Raw genomic sequence first — 14,442 nt, 5'->3', positions numbered from 1 at the left:
TCTTTATGCTTTAACGGAATTGTTTTGACTACCCTTGTAAAGGAGGCGTTTCGTATGCTTAAACATCGAGACCTACATGAATGTACAGAGCTTTATGAGCTATTATCGCATCCATCTGTTTTTCCCTTCGTCCGTCAAAAAGCCAAATCGGCGGATGAATACTGGTTTATGACCAAGCAACTAATCGAAGAAGAAGCGAGAGGGCTCGCTATCTCAAGGACAATTACCGATGATTGGGGGCAACCAATCGGCACCATTAGCATTCATGATGTTGAGGACGGTGCGGGCTTCCTCGGAACGTGGATAGGACTCCCCTATCAAGGGCAAGGTTACAATCAAAAGGCAAAAATGCTTTTTTTGAATGAATTATTTTTTGATTATAATTTCAATACAGTTTTCCTTCGTATTCGAGTAGAAAATATTAAATCACAACGTGCCGCATTAAAGTTACCTTACGTTGTAAGTGCAAACGATAGTCATCCTACATTATTAACACAAGTTAATAGTGGCGAGGCACAATTCAATTTATATAAAATTCCACGTGACTTGTTCTATCTGACAACCGCCAATCAAACACAAGAAGGCGAAGAACAAGCAATGTAATAGAAACAATCAAAAAAAGGCAATGTGTACTGTTTATCATAACAGCACACATTGCTTTTTATTTTTTATATTGTAATATTAACTTCGCCATTTCATCTGGCGTTTTCGGTCTTTGGGTTTTTGCCATCGTAGCTGTCATTTCAGATTTTCGCTCTGTTAATGTATATACCGATTTTATGAAAGATTCCTTCGTTAGCTCCTCTTCTTGCAATACTTCGGCATATCCTTGTTTTTTGAATAAGTTTGCATTCAAAATTTGATCTCCACGACTTTTTTGTGCAGAAAGAGGAATTAATAACATTGGTTTATGAAGTGCTAAAAATTCAAAAATAGAATTAGATCCTGCACGTGAAACAACAAAATCGGCTGCATGCAGCAAATCAGGTAATTCAGTTGTCACATAGTCAAATTGTTTGTAGCCAGGCATTGACTCCAAGCTTTCATCTTTATTCCCTTTTCCACATAAATGAATTACTTGGAATGTTTGAAGTAACTCAGGTAGATTATGGCGTAATGCATCATTTAACACTATAGAGCCAAGGCTTCCACCCATAACTAAAAGAACGGGTTTAGCTGCTGTAAATCCACAGAAAGAAAGACCTTTTGCTTTGTCACCAGTAAATAATTCTTCTCGAATAATGGAACCAGTACATGTTGCCTTTTCATTTGGTAAATGCTGGAGCGTTTCTTCAAAAATAGTGAAGATATGAGAAGCAAAAGGTAGGGCAATTTTATTTGCCAAGCCAGGCGTTACATCTGATTCATGTATAACGACTGGTACACCTGCCAATTTAGCTGCCATTACAACAGGCACAGAGACAAAACCACCTTTTGAAAAGATGACCTCTGGCTTCACTTTTTTAATAATACTAAACGCTTGCATAATCCCAGCAAGCACTTTAAAAGGATCTGTAAAGTTTTTCATAGAGAAATAACGACGCAATTTCCCACTTGCTATCCCATAGAAAGGGACTTTAGGAAATGCCTCGCCTATTAATTCTTTTTCAATACCTTGCTCCGAACCAATATAGTGGACATCATAACCTAGTTCAAGTAAAGAAGGTAATATCGCTTGGTTAAGTGATACATGGCCTGCAGTCCCACCACCGGTTAAAATGATTGTTAGTTGTTTCACGTAAATTCTCCTATTCCTTAAAAGCCATTGTAGCCATTCGCTACTTTTTGTTTACAGTCTTTTATTTTACTATATGCGAAAGAAAAGATATAGATGAAGCTTTTAATTTTTCAGTCATATTATGTCTACTCTATGCTATACTAATTCATTATGCTTATAAAGGAAGTTACTCACTATGGATAAAACGAAAACGTTAAAACAAAAGTATGCTTTAATATTAAAAATCATTGTACCGATTTTAGTCACCCAAGTAGCCATTTATCTTATCTCGTTTTTCGATATTTTAATGTCTAGCCGCTACGGAACAGCCGATTTAGCTGGGGTTTCAATAGGCTCTTCCATTTGGATGCCTATTTATACGGGACTTTCTGGTATTCTATTAGCGATAACGCCGATTGTATCCCAACTCGTGGGAGCAAAAAAAGAACAAGCTGCAAAAAAGGCTGTTCAGCAAGGCTTATATGTTGCACTAGTTCTTTCTGCCATAATATTTATTTTATTATTTGTCGGACTCGATTGGATACTGGGAAATATGCAATTAGAAGAAGCCGTACATAACATTGCCAAATCCTATATTCATGCAATGTGTGTTGGACTTATACCACTTTTTTTATTTTTTGTCCTACGTTGCTTTATCGATGCGTTAGGTCAAACACGTGTAACAATGATTATAACGCTACTTGCAACACCTATTAATATATTACTAAATTACATTTTCATTTTCGGCAAATTTGGTGCGCCAGAGCTTGGCGGTGTTGGTGCTGGTGTCGCCACCGCCATTACTTATTGGTTAATTTTCTTTATCACCGTTTGGATAGTAGCCAAGCGGGTGCCTTTTGAACACTTTCATATATTCCGAGAATGGCCTAAGCTGGAATGGCTAAGCTGTAAAGAGATTTTAGTTATTGGTGTGCCAATCGGCATCTCCTTATTTGCGGAAACAAGTATATTTTCTGCCGTAACGATGATGATGAGTAGCTTTAGTACTGAAATTATTGCTGCACATCAAATCGCAATTAACTTTACATCGTTGTTATATATGGTTCCTCTTAGTATTTCAATGGGTGTTACGATTTTAGTAGGTTTCGAAATTGGCGCTGGTCGACTACGTGATGCAAAAATTTATAGTTATTTATGCGTTGGGACTGCCATTGTATTTAGCTTTTTTTCAGCTTGTATTCTTTACTTATTACGCGAACAAATCGCGACAATGTATTCAACGGATCAGTTAGTTTTAAAATATGCACAACAATTTTTAGTGTTTGCTGCCATTTTCCAGCTATCTGATTCTATTCAGGCTCCAGTACAAGGAGCTTTAAGAGGATACAAAGATGTCACGATAACATTTATTATGGCGATTATTTCCTATTGGATTATCGGATTACCTACAGGTTATTTACTAGCTAACTATACTAACTTCGGGCCAGTTGGATATTGGCTAGGGCTTGTAGCTGGTCTATCTGCTGGAGCTATTACATTATTAATACGCTTACTGCTCGTACAAAAAAAATTCGTTTTACGATAAATACAACGCAAAAATGTTGCATATAGACATTTTTGCGTTGTTTTCTGTATCAAACGACTAAAAGCCCTTACTATCGGAGAATTCCTGTACGAATAATCGAAACTTTCACTTTCGGCTCTAATGTAAGTGAAGCAAATTGCTCGTGCCAGTCATCCTTAAACATTTTTGGATGATAGGCACGAATATATCGCCCTATCCCTAAAGTATCTGACTTTTGTTCTTGTAGAATTTGAAGCACTTCCTCAAAGTCAGCTTGAATTCTTTGTTGGAAATTATCCTCTAGCGTTTTTAAAGTTTCTTTTTTATACAAATGATTCTTTGAAAACTCATCAATTTCTAAATCAATTTTATAGTCCATCGTTATTTTTTTCATGTCTTCGTAGATTGTCCACTTTCTTTTTAAATGAATGACCTCTGAAGTGACTGGTATTTCCTGATCATTTAAATTCATCATATATTCAATACGTGCGTGTTGACTTGCTTCATCCCTTAATAAAAGCATACTTAACGATTGTTTAGGATTTAAGATTTTCCCTGTAAATATCTGACCAGAAAACAAAGCAACCCCTGCTGCTTCTGCTATATTTTTTTCTTCATTCATTTTTATATAGGGAATTGATATATCTATTGCATCATCAAACAGCGTCGAGCCAATTATTTGTAAATCAAGTTTGGGGTAAATTGTATTTTTCTCAGCACTTTCAATAAAGCGCTGATAGTACCCTCCTGCATTGTCTGTTACTTCCTTAGTTAACTCAATAAAAGGCTTTACATCCCCTTCAGTCAACGCAACTTTAATAGATATCGGATTTTGGGGATCACGAAAATAAATATCTAAAATGTCATAAAGAGGTTCCTTTGCAGTATCACTTGAAATAAGAAGTGTCGCTAATTCAGACAAATCTAATGTTTGTTCCACTTTCATGTCAGCTCTATTACGGATATCGCGGGGAGAAATACCTTCCGCTTCTATTACCATTATTTTACTTTTATTATCAATTAACTTAGGGTAAGCGTAATATCCTTTATATTCGCCTACTTTCCCTTCAACTCCAACGAGTGACACAACTGACGAGTTTTTATATAAACGTTCATCCCAACAACCAGCAAGGAATACAATCAACAGTAATATTATCCCTTTTCGATACACTCTTTCCCCCTCCATTTATTCCAAAAAATAATGAGTATAGGCAATAGAAAGGTAAAAATTAAAAATATATAATGGAAGGAACTTTTCATAAATTCAATCACTCTAAATTTAACAAAAAAAAGTGGGACAATCGCTAGCAAAACATGATAAACAATAATTTGCAACTTAGGACGTTTTCTTTCTTTTTTAAAATGGATGACTCTAAAGGTAAAATTCACAATCATTACAGTGACAATTGACCAAGATAACCAAATATACACAAAGAAAATATCCAGTCGCTTCACAAATGTCACTTCTTGTGATTTAAGAATATAAATAATTGGCTCTGGTACTAATTTAATTTCCTCAATAGTGAAAAACATTTGAGAAAAAAGCACTGAGATTAAATAAAATATAAAAATTACAAGCTGATATATTAATATCGGCTTGCCCTTTAAAGTTAATTCCTTTTGTAAAAAGGGGCGAAATATTAAAAACAATTCTGCGCCCATAAAAGCAAATGCACCATGAATAAAGCCCTGTATGATTTCTTTTTTATTAGTAAAATCAAGCGGAAATAAGTTTGTCCAAGTAAGATCTGGTACCGCTAGCATTAAAAAAATGATAAAAATAAATACGAGTGGAATAAGCATCACACCAATATTGATTACTGTTTCTGGTCGACTTAAATTGGCATATAACGATAGTGCCACAATAAAAAAGATGACAATCCATTCCGGTGTTTGAGGTAAAACCCATGATGCTAATACAAATTCCATATAGGCTATAAATGACGCGATCATTAAAAACCAATAAATTTTATATACCCATTGAAAAAATGTATTTAAATAGAAATAACGATAATAACGTTCAAAAAATATTAATAAAAAATAATGCCATATTGCTGCTACGATAAATAGCACCCAAGCCATATTTCTACTTTCACTAATTAATGGCGTTTGAAAGGATATATAAATAAATCCTGTTTCAATAAAAAATAATAGTAAAAAAAATTGTCCTTTAGATAGGGAAAAATTCAAGGTGTATCACCATTCTTTACACTGTTATCCTTCGGTGGACTAAACGTTGTGACTTGGACAGTTGGTTTGAAATACGGTCCTCGTACAAACACTTTGTATATTTCCTTTGGCTGAAAAGGCACAATTGGTGCAAAGTATGGTTGTTTTAAAGAACTTAAATTAATCAAGTGAATCAATAACACAACAACTCCAATGACAATACCGAAAAAACCAAATAATGAGGCGAGCAACATAAATGGAAATCGAAGCATACGAATTGATGTATTTAGCTCTACGGAAGGCACTACATAGCTTGAAATTGCGGTTAAAGCGACTACTATCACCATTAAATTTGATACTAAGCCAGCACTTACGATAGCATCTCCTATTACTAAACCACCCACGATGCCTATCGTCTGTCCTACTGATTGTGGCAATCGTATACTGGATTCTCGAATAAGCTCCATAATAATTTCTAAAATAAGTGCTTCTATTAACGGTCGATAAGGTATTTCATTTACGTCATGCTTTACTTGATTACTCAACTCTAAAGGAAGTACTTCAAAGTGAAAACTGATAATAGCAATATAAAATGCAGGTAAGAAAACAGCTGCAAGAAATGACATTAACCGAACTATCCGATAAAAGGTACCGACCAACACACGACCATTATAATCATCAGGCGATTGATAAAAGGAAAAAAACGTTACAGGTGCTATTAAGGCTGTCGGGGAAATATTTGTTAACAATACGACTTTACCTTCTACTAAATTAGCTACAACGCGATCAGGTCTCTCCGTATTTAGCAATTGTGGAAAAGGCGACCAAACAGAATCCTCTAACTCATCACTTAATTGGCCAACACTATAAAAATATTCAATGTTAATGGCGTCAATACGTTTTTCAATCTCATCCAAAGTTTCAGGTTTTATGACCCCATCAATATATAAGTAATACGCTTTCGTATTTGTCTCTTTACCGATTGAAAAAGATTTAACTACAAGCGCTGGATTTTGAATTCGTTTCCGTAATAATGCTAGATTTGTTTCGAGGCCCTCAACAAGCCCCTCATGTGATCCTCGGAGAACATGCTCATTATTTGGCTCGTCAGGACTTCGTTGTACTTGGTTCACAACAGTAAGAGAAAGCATGTCACCAGTTTCGGGTATAACGATCAGTGTTTCGCCATTACAAATATGCTCAATAGCTAGTGGTAGAGAAAATAGCTCAAGTGTGGTTATTAACGTTTCACTCCAAAAGGGCTTGTTTGTATCTAAACGTGCATAAATAGTATCGAGTACTCTCTGCACTTCTTTTGCATCTACGAGCGAGGAATAAAAGCATAAAATAGCAGACGTTCCTTCTCGCCAGTCTACTTGTCTCACTGTAAAATCAGACGAATGATTAAATGCTTTTTGTAGGCTTTTCATCATTAATTCCACTTTATCCATAAAACGCCTCCTATACATGGAAGTATAGGCAAAAAAGGCTTTTTCCAAACTGCAATGTCTTCTTTTTAATTGTTCAGTTTTCTGTTCTTGTCAAAATAAAAAGACGCCCAAATAAGTCTTAAAGACTTATTGGACATCCTATTTTTGCATTGTTTTGTTTCTCGTAAACATTCACATTATTATTTTTGAATAAATTGTTGTGTCCAGTAGTTTCCAGACTTCACATAACCAACACCAATATGTGTGTAAGTAGCATTTAAAATATTAGCGCGGTGACCTGGTGAATCCATCCAAGCTTGCACTACCTCTTGAGGTGTACGTTGACCTTGAGCGATATTTTCGCCGGCACTCTTATAAGTAATACCTAAAGCTTTCATACGATCAAATGGTGAACCAAAAGTTGGGCTAGTATGTGAGAAATACTTTTTCGATTGCATATCTTGAGATTTTTCTCGAGCAGCTGCCATTAATTTATCATCTGTTTGTAATGCTTTTAAACCAGCTTTTGTACGCTCAGCATTCGTTAATTTGACTACCTCTTGTTCAAAAGCATTCACATCCGAAGTTGTTGTCGTCGGTTTAGAAGTAGTCGGTGGTGTCGTTGTTGTATTATTTTGTTGATTTGTTTGTTGATTTGTTTGAGTATCTTTAGATGGTGCTGTCGTATGTGGTTTCGTTACAACCCACTTGTGATTTGACCAATTATTATAATAGTAAACTTTGCAGTTAGTTGTCTGATTTGCTGTGTTCCCCTCTGTAGTATTAGAAGCAGCAGAAGCCAACTGAATTGGAGCTGCTAAAAGAAATGTTGCACAAATTGCAGTAAGTGTTTTTTTCATTTTGCAATCTCTCCTCTCTGCAAACTATCGTAAAGTACGATTCTATTAAAAATCTTCCCAACATTTGCTAGCTTCTCCAACAGAAAAGTAGTTTACGTTAAACAGGGGTTTTTTTGTTATAATTTTTAGCAAGTTTCACCAAGCAATGAAATACTTACGTTTTATATAGGGTTGACAATACTCAAAATGAAGCTATTAATAGACTATGTTTTTTTAAAAAGAACAGTTTATTACTGTAGCAATCCATTAAATAAAGTAATAAAATTTTATAGAATCTGAGATAAAATAAAAAAATTCTGCTCGACCCTACTGGATAGCTTGACGCTATCTAGTAAGTGCACGCGCAGAAATACTCTTAAAACCTATTTTTAGCTCAATTTAATCAATACCAATTACATTAACACGCCCAATATTTTCACCTATTAAAACAAGCTTTGCTGGCATTTTAATGTATTCTGGAAGCCATTGCACCATTCCATAGGCATATTGAAACAGCATTGGATTTTTAACACCTTCGATTGGAACGTACCCTTTCATCCGATATACCGAATCTGGCAATGTCCGTACCCAATCCTCAAATTGCGCCTGTGTAAAGTGCACACCGTCGAACTCCACTAATCGAGAGCCTAAATGCATTGATGATATGGGAGCTTTAATAATATTTTGTTTATCGATTTGTACTGTAGCTGTTAAACTTTCAAGTAAATGTAATGGTACACGTCCATTTGTAGTTTGCAAAATAAAAGCATGTGGATTAAAACCTTGTAGCTCATAGACAACTTTAGCTTGCTCCGCTTCGCTTAGTAAATCCGTTTTGTTGGCCAGTAATAAATGCGCATGGCGAATTTGTTCCATAAATAATGTACGAACTTGTGGCGTTAATGTTTCACGATTTAACCATAGCTTTGAGTCTGCAACTGTAACAATGCCCTTTACATTTAACTGCTCGGCAAAAATGGGTGAATAGACAGCATCCAATGCTTCTACAGGATGAGCAGCTCCAGTAGTTTCGATAATTAGCACATCAAATTCACTATCTAATAGTAGAGATTGAATTTGAGCTTCTGTTTTTTCAGCACCTGAACAACAAATACAGCCTTCTAGCATCTCTTTAAGAGGAACATCCTCCTCCACTGCTTGTGAGTCAAATGGCAGCTTACCAAGCTCATTCATTATAACAGCTGGCTTTAATCCCCTTTCTTTTAGTTGACGAATTACGTCTGTCAGCATAGAAGTCTTACCGCTTCCTAGAAACCCACTAAATAAATATACGTCCTTCACAATCATTCCTCCTATAAAAAAAGCCATCGCATGGGCCGTACGAGACGACTTCTGCGACAGCTACTGTGTTAGTTTGTTTTTTTCTCAGTTTGATCTTTTGCATCAGAAATAAGTTCTTTTGCTTTTAAAAGTTGAGGATCTTCTGATTTCATTTTTGCACGTAATGCATCCATTAATGCGTAAGTTGTTTCGTTCGATAAAATACCTGTTTCTTCAAGCTTATTGTCAGCTTGCAGTTTTTTCACCGCACGCTCTGTAAATTGGTCAAAGATACCGTCAGCTTTACCAGGCTCATAACCTAGCACCTCTAGCATTTCTTCAGCCACTTTTATTGAGTCTGATTGCAAGCCGTCTTTCATTTCGATCGTTGGATCTATAATTGGTAAAGAAGCATATGCAGGATAAGCTACTGTTACATCTGGTTCAATACCTTTTTCATTGATCCAGTTACCGTTTGGTGTTAACCATTTACCAGTAGTGAATTTTAAATTAGAACCATCTTTTAATGGCGTAACATTCTGTACTGTCCCTTTACCGAAAGAAGTTTCACCAACAATTTTTGCACCAACTGACTCTTTTAAAGCGGCAGCTAAAATTTCGGATGCAGAAGCACTCCCATTATCAACTAATACAGTTACAGGTAAATTATATTTTTTCCCTGCTGCAGCATTCGTAATTTCAGGCTCTTCGTCTTTTTGTTGCACTTGCACAATCGGTTTACCTTCGGGCACAAATAAATTAGAAATTTCAACTGCTGCATTTAAATACCCACCAGGATTTTGGCGTAAATCAAGGACAATCCCTTTCATGCCTTTTCCTTCGTATTCAACAAGTATTTTTTCTAGCTCTTTTGCTGTTTCTTCACTAAACGATGTAATTTGAATATGTGCAATATCTCCATCTAGCATTTCACCATAAACCGTTTCAACAGGAATATCATCCCGAACAATCGTCATTTGAATTGGCTCAGCATTTTCTCCGCGTTTCACTGTTAGCTTAACAGGAGTACCCTTTTCACCACGAATTAGTGCAACTGCTTCAGAAGCGCTAAACCCTTGTATACTTTTGCCGTCAACAGTTAAAATTATGTCTTTTGGTAATAATCCCGCTTTTTCAGCAGGTGAATTTTTAATAGGTGACACAACAGTAATGAAACCATTACGTTCTTGAATTTCAGCGCCGATTCCCTGGAAGCTCGAAGATAATCCAGAATTAAACTGTTCTGCCTCATCTTTCACCATGAAGTCAGAATATGGATCTTCTAATGCATCGAACATGCCGTTAATAGCACCATCCACTACTTTTTCATCTTCAATATCTTTGTAGTATTTGTCTTTTAGCATATCAAATGCTTCGTATAATTTTGTAAATTCCGCACGTTCTATCGGAACTTTTACTTCTACTACTTTCTTTTCACCGAATGTTAACGCAAAAATTGTTAAGCCTGCGGTAATTAAGATTGTAAAGAACATCAGCATAATAAATTTAAACGGTTTCATCTGAATAAATTGTCCCGCTGGTTTTACCTCTACTTGCTGTGTTTGCTCTTGCTGTTGTTCTAAACCATCTTTTTTCTGTTCATCCATCTTGATTGTCACCACTCTCATATACACTAACTTGTTGTCACACTATTACCATCTTAACAGGTTATAGAGGAGACGAAAAGAAAAAGCGTGTCAAAATTTCATGACAGCTCTTGTCCCTCTATTAACTTCATAAAATTGCACATTAAAAAGGCTGTTTTTCCTAGACAATTTTCTATGAATAGAACAATATCTCTACATAAGCTTTCTATTTACAATTTATAAATAAAAAGCGCCTCAGATACCTTCCTGAGGCACATCAATGCTCTTAGCTGCTAAGTTTAAAGTATATAATAGTACTGCTTTTCTATTTTACTCATTTCCTATATGCAGTCAACTAAAATACTCATAGATTTTGATTTATAGTAATTAAGCTTCTACAATATATGTTACTTGTGCTAATTTTGCCGTTTTTATTTTTATTTCTGCACTTTTGGCAGCAGATAGCCCTGTAAATGTTCCTGTTTTCACACGATATTGCGCGCCATCCTGTTCAATATAAGCAACCCAGCCAAAACGTTTCTGCATTACATCTACTACGCTGACAGCTGCATTTCGATTGCTATATGTTCCAGTGATGATACGGTACTTCATTGACTCGGTTGGTGGTTTTTCGGGCTGTGGCGTATCAATATTTGTTATCATTTTCAAAAAATTAGCCCAGGAGACTTTCCCCGCACGTATATTTCTCGGACAGTTTTTGCCACTGAAATAATGATGTTGAACGACATTTTGGATTGATATATTTTCATCTTTCATTATTTTTGCTATTAAAGCTGCTGCATTTTCTACAGCTTTATTAAAATTGCCATCACTATTAACACATATTTCAACCTGAATTCCTTGGGTATTTCCTGTATAAGTTCCAGCTCCCCAGCATTCCCAATAGTGCTCAAAAGATTGTACTGCTTCATGATCATCTACTTGCCAATGCCAGCTTGCCGCTCTGCTATTACCATTAATTTGTAGTCGAGCATGGGCATCTGCATCTGCGCCTACGCTCGTATTGTCTGTTTCATGGACAACGATGTATTTTTTTGCATTGTTTTTTCCATTTGTAATCTTGGCAGCTTGATTTGCAGATACTAATTTTTGTCTTATTGATACCACGCGATTCCCCCCCCTCCTATTAAATTACGTTTCATATCTTTATAGTGACTCATTAGAAAACCGACTACTAAAACTGTAATCGGTCCAAATAACGAGCATTATTGTTTAACTTACTTGCTCCAGTCTCGTCACTTGCTAGAAGTAACATCCATATGAATAGATGCTTAATTCTATAGTATGCGCTATCGCCAAGTTCAGTTGTGTTTTTATATCCACTCTATTACATGAAACGCCTAACGCTATTGCATCTCAACTTTTGATTTATTTTTGCGTAATTTATGAAAGCATGATATCCATTCCCCTTTTTTGTCTCGGGCGCATAAGATAGTCATAAGAAGACCGAGAATTAAAAGGAATTAGGGAGGGCTTTACAATGAACAACAATCAAAATAATTCAAACCAATCTACGGATTCACTCGATATTTACGCAGCAAAGCTTGCCTATATAGGGACGTCCATTTCAACATTAGGAGATGGCATTCAAACAATTGCTGCGGGGCTCACTTTAGAATCTTTAAAAAAAGCGAGCAACCAAAGTTCTCAAGACTTACCGAACCAAACAAAACAGACGGAAAACATGCAAAAACAAATCGATTATTTAATAGCTGAATTAAAACACATAAAAAAATATTTGAAATAAAATACAAGCATAGATCTTCCAATATCTTTAGCCAGGCATCTAGCCCATTTACATAATTAAAGCTCCCATAGTGAATTGTAAAAATCCGTAATGAAGCATCCGTCCAAACCTCTATCGCTAGAGGTTTGGATTTTTGTTGAATTTAACAATAACTTGGTGCAACCTCATTAAATTCTCGAATCTATCATTATATACAGTTATATATTGCAGAAGAGGACAATGTAGAAATTTGGTCAATTAAATATTGAGAAAAGGTGGAATTTAATCAAATCTTACAATCAGACTGATGACACCTATTTCAATCACTTACATTTTTCCAATTAGCTTCCATACACGACATTATTATGTTACAATTTTTGTAAATATTTATTAGTAACAAAGTGAGGTGAACTTAGCATGTCCTATGTAAACGATTTACAATACTACCTAGACAGTAGTTCAATCGGTGTTATAGTAGAACTTTTATTGGTTACTTCTTGTATTGCAACAATCGTTTTTATTGCAACTAAAAATCAATATATCTCCTATTTATCATCGGCGCCTATATTTTATTTCTTTTCAAAATGGTTCTATCAAAATACACATTTAATTTTTATCGTACTTGCGATGACTGTACAAGCACTCATTATTTTATGTATCCAAAAGAAACAAAATAGAAATGAAGAAGCCTTAAAGAGCGAAATGGTAAAACAATGATTCTACTTTTTTTACTGGACTTGCGATTGAGAAATGATTTTTCTAGACGTAAGTTCAGTGTTATACATAACCTTTTACAACATACATAATGGAGGATAATCAAAATGAGCCGAACAGTCACTTTTGCAGTAGATACTAAATATAAAGAAAGAATACAAGAGACATTTACTTTTGCACAATTAGGAATTGACGAAAGGATGAATAACGAAGAAACGAAAATGGTCATAGATAAAATCTTTGAGTCGTGGGTTTGTACAAAACTCAATATTTCTTACAGTATTGTTTTCCATACGGCTAGTGAATAGCGTTTAGTATACATATGTATTATTCGTCCAACGACAAGATGTGATGAATCATTGACTGCCTTTCAATGCTGCTCTTTCCCAGCTAGAACTCTTACGCAATCTGTTTACTCCCCTTGTTAATAGCTCAATGTGCTGTAAATTATTTTTCCGTAATATCCCATTTCACATGGTACAATTAAATAAAAAGCGTACTAGCTCGACTAGGTAGGTGAAGTTGTATGAACAAATTTATTATTTTCACGTTACTCTTCATTGTGCTATGTCCATATTGCCTTGTGCAATTTAAGAAGCAATTTTATGAACATAAAGTTTACGACCATTTATATAGAAGCAATCAAGTATACAGAGGAAGATATTCAATCCATTGAGTGCCAATGGTATTTAGGAGGATTACCAAACTGTTCGGTGAATGTTATGTTTGCTGATGAGCCAAATGTTGTCCATATTTATTTTGTTCATGATAAAGAACACATAGCACAGTTTGAACACTATACAATTTACGGCAAAATTCTGCCTCCACAACACTTAAAGCATTGTACGCCTTATGATTTTTAGATAACACCAAATATATGACATAACTGGACCTATTTTTTCGAAGTATTATTAAGCCATTGGAGGTTTATAGATGATTCTGAAAATAGTGAACGCCATTATAGGTTTCGTGATTATTTTTATTGGATCACTTTTTATGAATATAACTGTCTTTAATGAAACATTTAAAACGATTACTTATAAAGGTATTGGATGTTTAATTATAGTTGCTGGCTTTTTTTACCTTAATAAAGTCGGGAAGTTTTGGAAGCAATAATTTTTTGGGGAAATGGTGATTGCATGGAGAGGTTTGAAGTTTCGTTTAAAAATAAAGCTGTGAGGGTTTGGTTTTACACGGTTTTCCCCGCATTAATCATTGCCATAGTTCTTTTTATGATTTTGCCTTATGAACAAAATCGATATGTTTCATTAGGTCTATCAGCTGTTACCACTTTGTATTTTATTTGGTTCGTGATTTATTCGAAAAGAAAGCGCAATTAACGGGCTATCTCTATCACTCGCCCAAAATCGCCATGTTTGAAATGGAAACTTTCGGGGTAATATAACTCCCCTTTCAACTCTCTGATTCATTTGC

The 14,442-nt window shown here is 35.3% G+C and carries 15 protein-coding genes; 7 read left to right on the top strand and 8 right to left on the bottom strand.

The genetic code is table 11. The features are described from left to right. Positions 1–54 precede the first annotated feature (54 nt). Positions 55–603, top strand: a complete 549-nt coding sequence (locus ACIQXJ_RS07175) for a GNAT family N-acetyltransferase (protein ID WP_403051429.1) — start codon at positions 55–57, stop codon at positions 601–603. A gap of 58 nt (positions 604–661) precedes the next feature. Here the strand turns inward: ACIQXJ_RS07175 and ACIQXJ_RS07170 are convergent, their stop codons facing one another. After that, positions 662–1,738: an undecaprenyldiphospho-muramoylpentapeptide beta-N-acetylglucosaminyltransferase gene (locus ACIQXJ_RS07170; RefSeq protein ID WP_403051426.1), complete on the bottom strand. Its 1,077-nt coding sequence runs from the start codon at positions 1,736–1,738 to the stop codon at positions 662–664. A 175-nt stretch (positions 1,739–1,913) separates the two neighbouring features. Here ACIQXJ_RS07170 and ACIQXJ_RS07165 point away from each other — a divergent pair, with 175 nt between their 5' ends. Beyond that, positions 1,914–3,263: an MATE family efflux transporter gene (locus ACIQXJ_RS07165; protein ID WP_403051424.1), complete on the top strand. Its 1,350-nt coding sequence runs from the start codon at positions 1,914–1,916 to the stop codon at positions 3,261–3,263. Positions 3,264–3,333: 70 nt separating this feature from the next. Here the strand turns inward: ACIQXJ_RS07165 and ACIQXJ_RS07160 are convergent, their stop codons facing one another. The 7 genes from ACIQXJ_RS07160 to ACIQXJ_RS07130 all read right to left on the bottom strand — a co-directional run bounded on the left by ACIQXJ_RS07160 (position 3,334) and on the right by ACIQXJ_RS07130 (position 11,675). Beyond that, complete coding sequence (locus ACIQXJ_RS07160) at positions 3,334–4,413, bottom strand: Ger(x)C family spore germination protein (RefSeq protein ID WP_403051421.1); 1,080 nt, start codon at positions 4,411–4,413, stop codon at positions 3,334–3,336. Beyond that, positions 4,395–5,432 carry a GerAB/ArcD/ProY family transporter gene (locus ACIQXJ_RS07155; protein ID WP_403051418.1) on the bottom strand — a complete coding sequence of 346 codons (1,038 nt, stop codon included), beginning with the start codon at positions 5,430–5,432 and terminating at the stop codon, positions 4,395–4,397. The genes ACIQXJ_RS07160 and ACIQXJ_RS07155 overlap by 19 nt, the downstream gene beginning before the upstream one ends. Then, on the bottom strand, positions 5,429–6,862 hold the full coding sequence (locus ACIQXJ_RS07150) for a spore germination protein (RefSeq protein WP_403051416.1): 1,434 nt from the start codon (positions 6,860–6,862) through the stop codon (positions 5,429–5,431). The genes ACIQXJ_RS07155 and ACIQXJ_RS07150 overlap by 4 nt, the downstream gene beginning before the upstream one ends. A 179-nt stretch (positions 6,863–7,041) precedes the next feature. Continuing rightward, a complete protein-coding gene (locus ACIQXJ_RS07145; RefSeq protein ID WP_403051413.1) occupies positions 7,042–7,701 on the bottom strand; it encodes a CAP domain-containing protein in 660 nt (219 codons plus the stop codon). A gap of 378 nt (positions 7,702–8,079) precedes the next feature. Beyond that, positions 8,080–8,982: a CobW family GTP-binding protein gene (locus ACIQXJ_RS07140; RefSeq protein WP_403051410.1), complete on the bottom strand. Its 903-nt coding sequence runs from the start codon at positions 8,980–8,982 to the stop codon at positions 8,080–8,082. Between the two features lie 68 nt (positions 8,983–9,050). Next, a complete protein-coding gene (locus tag ACIQXJ_RS07135; RefSeq protein ID WP_403051407.1) occupies positions 9,051–10,568 on the bottom strand; it encodes a lmo1851 family serine protease in 1,518 nt (505 codons plus the stop codon). A 366-nt stretch (positions 10,569–10,934) separates the two neighbouring features. Continuing rightward, a complete protein-coding gene (locus tag ACIQXJ_RS07130) occupies positions 10,935–11,675 on the bottom strand; it encodes an N-acetylmuramoyl-L-alanine amidase (RefSeq protein ID WP_403051405.1) in 741 nt (246 codons plus the stop codon). A 373-nt stretch (positions 11,676–12,048) separates the two neighbouring features. On the opposite strand from ACIQXJ_RS07130, the gene ACIQXJ_RS07125 reads away from it, so the two are divergent. The 5 genes from ACIQXJ_RS07125 (at position 12,049) to ACIQXJ_RS07105 (ending at position 14,124) form a co-directional block, all read left to right on the top strand. Continuing rightward, on the top strand, positions 12,049–12,315 hold the full coding sequence (locus ACIQXJ_RS07125; protein ID WP_340824483.1) for a translation initiation factor 2: 267 nt from the start codon (positions 12,049–12,051) through the stop codon (positions 12,313–12,315). 396 nt (positions 12,316–12,711) lie between these two features. Further along, on the top strand, positions 12,712–13,011 hold the full coding sequence (locus tag ACIQXJ_RS07120; protein WP_403051402.1) for a hypothetical protein: 300 nt from the start codon (positions 12,712–12,714) through the stop codon (positions 13,009–13,011). Between the two features lie 104 nt (positions 13,012–13,115). Beyond that, entirely contained in the window at positions 13,116–13,316 is a 201-nt protein-coding gene (locus ACIQXJ_RS07115; RefSeq protein ID WP_403051399.1) for a hypothetical protein, read from the top strand. Positions 13,317–13,613: 297 nt separating this feature from the next. Then, the gene (locus ACIQXJ_RS07110; RefSeq protein WP_403051396.1) at positions 13,614–13,871 is read left to right on the top strand and encodes a hypothetical protein; all 258 of its coding nucleotides are present in this window, start codon (positions 13,614–13,616) and stop codon (positions 13,869–13,871) included. Positions 13,872–13,941: 70 nt separating this feature from the next. Further along, positions 13,942–14,124 carry a hypothetical protein gene (locus ACIQXJ_RS07105; RefSeq protein ID WP_403051393.1) on the top strand — a complete coding sequence of 61 codons (183 nt, stop codon included), beginning with the start codon at positions 13,942–13,944 and terminating at the stop codon, positions 14,122–14,124. The last annotated feature ends 318 nt before the right edge of the window (positions 14,125–14,442 follow it).

The organism is Lysinibacillus sp. NPDC097868, assembly GCF_044761135.1.
GTDB lineage: Bacteria > Bacillota > Bacilli > Bacillales_A > Planococcaceae > Lysinibacillus.
The sequence above is the reverse complement of the archived record's forward strand: the minus strand, read 5'-3'. Positions and strand labels throughout refer to the sequence as shown.

Coding starts and splice junctions, on each gene's coding strand:
- ACIQXJ_RS07105 (WP_403051393.1), top strand. CDS start 13,942: ATGATTCTGAAAATAGTGAACGCCATTATAGGTTTCGTGATTATTTTT.
- ACIQXJ_RS07125 (WP_340824483.1), top strand. CDS start 12,049: ATGAACAACAATCAAAATAATTCAAACCAATCTACGGATTCACTCGAT.
- ACIQXJ_RS07165 (WP_403051424.1), top strand. CDS start 1,914: ATGGATAAAACGAAAACGTTAAAACAAAAGTATGCTTTAATATTAAAA.
- ACIQXJ_RS07120 (WP_403051402.1), top strand. CDS start 12,712: ATGTCCTATGTAAACGATTTACAATACTACCTAGACAGTAGTTCAATC.
- ACIQXJ_RS07115 (WP_403051399.1), top strand. CDS start 13,116: ATGAGCCGAACAGTCACTTTTGCAGTAGATACTAAATATAAAGAAAGA.
- ACIQXJ_RS07135 (WP_403051407.1), bottom strand. CDS start 10,568: ATGGATGAACAGAAAAAAGATGGTTTAGAACAACAGCAAGAGCAAACA.
- ACIQXJ_RS07175 (WP_403051429.1), top strand. CDS start 55: ATGCTTAAACATCGAGACCTACATGAATGTACAGAGCTTTATGAGCTA.
- ACIQXJ_RS07145 (WP_403051413.1), bottom strand. CDS start 7,701: ATGAAAAAAACACTTACTGCAATTTGTGCAACATTTCTTTTAGCAGCT.
- ACIQXJ_RS07110 (WP_403051396.1), top strand. CDS start 13,614: ATGAACATAAAGTTTACGACCATTTATATAGAAGCAATCAAGTATACA.
- ACIQXJ_RS07150 (WP_403051416.1), bottom strand. CDS start 6,862: ATGGATAAAGTGGAATTAATGATGAAAAGCCTACAAAAAGCATTTAAT.